The sequence below is a fragment of the Amycolatopsis sp. cmx-8-4 genome (genome assembly GCF_046548675.1).
In the GTDB taxonomy this organism is placed as follows: Bacteria; Actinomycetota; Actinomycetes; order Mycobacteriales; family Pseudonocardiaceae; genus Amycolatopsis.
In genome coordinates, this window is sequence record NZ_JAEBDZ010000074.1 from 1 (window position 1) to 3425 (window position 3425).

A 3425-nucleotide genomic window follows, 5' to 3' on the forward strand; every position below is an offset into this window, starting at 1 on the left:
TCCCAGCCACCCGGCAGGGGCACGGTCTTTCGTCAGGACTCACGCGTCCAGGACCCACGAGTGCTCACCTGCCGGCCGGCTACCGACCAGGAGTCTGCCGGATGGCCCACTCCCAGAACTGATTAGGCCCCATCCGTGCCCGCCCTCGTTCACACGGCTCGTCACCTTCGCGCTCATCGACCCGCTTCGCCGAGCGGCGGTGGAGTGGTCTAGTCCTGGCATCTCCCTCGAAGAACGGAGCACGACCGGGCCGCCTGGTGCTGGGGACTTGAACGCCGGTCTACGAGGCAACCGTCGTTCACGCCCGCGCGACCGCCTACCGATACCCCGAGGGGCCCCCATCCGTGCCGTCCTCGTTCACGCGGCTCGTCACCGCGCGGCGGCGCTCAACGGCCCGCTTCACCGAGCAGCCGCGCGATGGCCCAGTCCTGCACCGCCACCCCCACGGACTTGAACACGGTCCGCCCGCCGACCACCGGAGGTTCCCGAAGCGCGTTCCCCAGCTCCACCAGCGAATCCCGCGAAACCAGGCCGGTGCCCACCGCGTGGATCACCTCGCCGGCCTCCTCCAGGACGGCGTCGACCTGGTCCACCACAACACAATCAGCCGTCGCGAGCAGCTCGGCGGGGAGCTCCCGCATCGACGGCAGGTACGACCCGATCGCGTTGACGTGGACGTGCTCCGGCAAGGCGTCGACGTCGAAGAGAGGAGTGGCGGACGAGGTAGCACAACAAACGATCTCCGCGTCGGACACCGCGTCCTCGACGCTCGGTGCCACGCGCACGCCGGGGAACTCGCCCCGCAGCCGGTCGGCGAACTCCGCTGCCCGTACCGGCGAACGTCCGAAGACCGTCACCTGCCGGAGCGGGCGGACCGCCGCCACCGCGCGGACCTGGTCCGCGGCCTGGGCGCCGGTGCCGATCACGGCCAGGCGGCTCGCCTCGGGCGGGGCCAGCAGGTCGGTGGCGACGCCGGACACCGCGCCGGTGCGCAACGTCGTCACCGCGATCGCGTCGGCGACCAGCTGTCCCTCGGTGGTGTTCCACACCAGGGTCCCGAGGATCATCGGGTCGCGGCCGGCGACGAGGCTGAGCGTCTTCACCGCCGTCCGGCCGGTGGGGGTGTGGCAGGCGCTCATCACGAGCGTCGTGCCGCCGTCGAAGGACAGGCGTTGCGGCACCTCGAAGTGGCCCGCGGCGAGGTCGAGGAACGCCTCCCGCACCGCGTCGACCGCGGCCCGCATCGGCACGGCCGCTCGGACGTCGCCGGCGTCCAGCATGCTTCGGCACCCCCTCGTCGTCGGTGGCCGCTAGCCTGGCCGAGTGTCCGATGCCACGCAAGATCCACCCGTCGAGGACCAGCGCTTCTCCCGTGACGACTGGTACGGCGAAGAGCTCGTCGGGCGGCATTACGTGCGGTGCGAGTTCCACGAGGTCGATCTCTCCGAGGCGGTCGTCCGGAACTCGACGTTCACCGATTGCGTGTTCGGCAACGTGCGCTTCAACTCGTCGCGGCACACCGACTCGGCCTTCACCGGGTGCGCCTTCAAACGGTGCAACTTCTTCGACGCCGAGTTCACCGGGTGCAAGCTCGTCGGGACGACGTTCACCGAGTGCGAGCTGCGGCCGCTGCGGGTGACCGGCGGCGACTGGTCGTTCGCCGGGCTGGTGGGCGCCGACCTGCGGTCGGTCGCCTTCCACGGCGTGCGGATGCGGGAGGCCGACCTCACCAGGGCGAACTGCGGCGACGCGGTGTTCGCCGACGTCGACCTGTCCGGGGCGACGCTGCACGCCGTCAAGCTGCCGCGAGCCGACCTGCGGGGCAGCGACCTCTCGGCGCTCGACCCGCTGAACGCCGAGCTGCACGCGGCGATCGTTTCACCCGAACAGGCTGCGGTGCTCGTCACGTCGCTCGGGCTTCAGGTGCGGGCTTAGACTCGTCCTCGGCAGGAGAGGGAGGGCCGGATGGGCGTCGTGACACCGGGGTTCCAGGGCCGTGCCCGCAGCGGCAACCCGCGCCTGCCACCCGGGCAGTACCTGGCCGAGGACTTCCCGGTGCTGTCGGCGGGCCCGACCCCGCGCGTGCGCACCGAGGCGTGGGAGTTCACGGTCACCACCGAGACCGGCGAGAAGCACGCCTGGAGCTGGGCCGAGCTGACGGCTCTGCCGAGCGAGAAGTTCACTGTGGACATCCACTGCGTCACCCAGTGGTCCAAACTGGACACCCGGTGGCGGGGCGTCCCGGTGGACACGCTGGTCGGCGGGCTCGACACCGCGGCCGACTACGTGCTGGTGCACTCCTACGGCGGCTACACCACGAACCTGCCGCTGGCCGACCTGCTCGACGGCCAGGCCTGGATCGTCTACGAGTACGGCGGCAAGCCGCTGACTCCCGAGCACGGCGGCCCGGCGCGGCTGCTCGTGCCGCACCTGTACTTCTGGAAGTCCGCGAAGTGGGTGCGCGGGCTGGAGCTCAAGACCCGCGACGAGCCGGGCTTCTGGGAGAACGTCGGCTACCACGACTACGGGGATCCATGGCGCGAACAGCGGTATCAGGGCGACTAGCCTGGCGGGTCGCCCGCCTGGCCGAGTTCCGCGACGAGACCCCGACGGCCCGCACGCTCGTCTTCGACCTGCCGGGCTGGCCGGGTCACCTTGCGGGACAGCACGTCGACGTCCGGCTGACCGCCGCCGACGGCTATCGCGCGCAGCGCAGCTACTCGCTCGCCGCTCCCGCCGACGGTGACCGGATCGAACTGACGGTGCAGCGCGTCCCCGACGGGGAAGTGTCCGAACACCTCACCGGCCCGTACGCGATCGGCGACCCGGTCGAGATCCGCGGCCCGGTGGGCGGCTGGTTCGTCTGGCGGCCTGCCGACCCCGAACCGGTCCTGCTGGTCGCCGGCGGCTCCGGCATCGTCCCGTTGATGGCCATGGTCCGCGCGCACCGCGCGGCGGGCGTCCGCACCCCGTTCAAGCTGATCTATTCGCTGCGCACCCCGGCCGAGCTGTACTACGCCGACGAACTGCGCAAGCCGGTCGCGGGCCTGGACGTCACGTACGTCTACACGCGCGAGCTGCCCGGCGGCCGCGAGGGGATCCCCCGCCGCATCGACGTCGCGACGGTCAACACCGCGGGCTGGCCCGCCGAGTTCGGCGCGACGTCCTTCGTCTGCGGCCCCACGGGCTTCGTCGAGACGGTCGCGGACATCCTGGTCGCGCTGGGCCACGACCCGCACCGCATCCGCACCGAACGCTTCGGCCCCAGCCGCGACTGACCGCCCCGCGTGAACGCCGGGCCTAGATGATTGATTCCGTGAAGTTGGTGTTAGTGATCGTAGGCGATCAGTGACCTTTTGCTGGTCAGACCGGTCTGCCAGTTGTGCCAGATGCCGGCTGCCATCGCCAGCAGACGCTGCGCGACA

4 protein-coding genes and 1 pseudogene are annotated in these 3425 nt (G+C 71.0%); 3 read left to right on the forward strand and 2 right to left on the reverse strand.

All coding sequences use genetic code 11. The annotated features are described in order from the left end of the window. Positions 1 to 386: 386 nt before the first annotated feature. A complete protein-coding gene (locus ACLJQZ_RS48360; RefSeq protein WP_410628470.1) occupies positions 387 to 1280 on the reverse strand; it encodes an ornithine cyclodeaminase family protein in 894 nt (297 codons plus the stop codon). 43 nt (positions 1281 to 1323) lie between these two features. On the opposite strand from ACLJQZ_RS48360, the gene ACLJQZ_RS48365 reads away from it, so the two are divergent. From ACLJQZ_RS48365 to ACLJQZ_RS48375, 3 genes are read left to right on the forward strand one after another with little or no spacing between them, the layout of a single operon-like run. Continuing rightward, positions 1324 to 1935 (forward strand): pentapeptide repeat-containing protein, encoded by a 612-nt coding sequence (locus ACLJQZ_RS48365; protein WP_410628472.1) that lies wholly within the window; start codon positions 1324 to 1326, stop codon positions 1933 to 1935. Between the two features lie 30 nt (positions 1936 to 1965). Then, entirely contained in the window at positions 1966 to 2565 is a 600-nt protein-coding gene (locus ACLJQZ_RS48370) for a sulfite oxidase-like oxidoreductase (RefSeq protein WP_410628473.1), read from the forward strand. Then, entirely contained in the window at positions 2535 to 3278 is a 744-nt protein-coding gene (locus ACLJQZ_RS48375; RefSeq protein WP_410628474.1) for a ferredoxin reductase, read from the forward strand. The genes ACLJQZ_RS48370 and ACLJQZ_RS48375 overlap by 31 nt, the downstream gene beginning before the upstream one ends. 50 nt (positions 3279 to 3328) lie before the next feature. Here ACLJQZ_RS48375 and ACLJQZ_RS48380 read toward each other — a convergent pair. Further along, positions 3329 to 3425 (reverse strand): annotated as a pseudogene (locus ACLJQZ_RS48380) (IS982 family transposase); the annotation flags it as partial.

Coding starts and splice junctions, on each gene's coding strand:
- ACLJQZ_RS48360 (WP_410628470.1), bottom strand. CDS start 1,280: ATGCTGGACGCCGGCGACGTCCGAGCGGCCGTGCCGATGCGGGCCGCG.
- ACLJQZ_RS48370 (WP_410628473.1), top strand. CDS start 1,966: ATGGGCGTCGTGACACCGGGGTTCCAGGGCCGTGCCCGCAGCGGCAAC.
- ACLJQZ_RS48375 (WP_410628474.1), top strand. CDS start 2,535: ATGGCGCGAACAGCGGTATCAGGGCGACTAGCCTGGCGGGTCGCCCGC.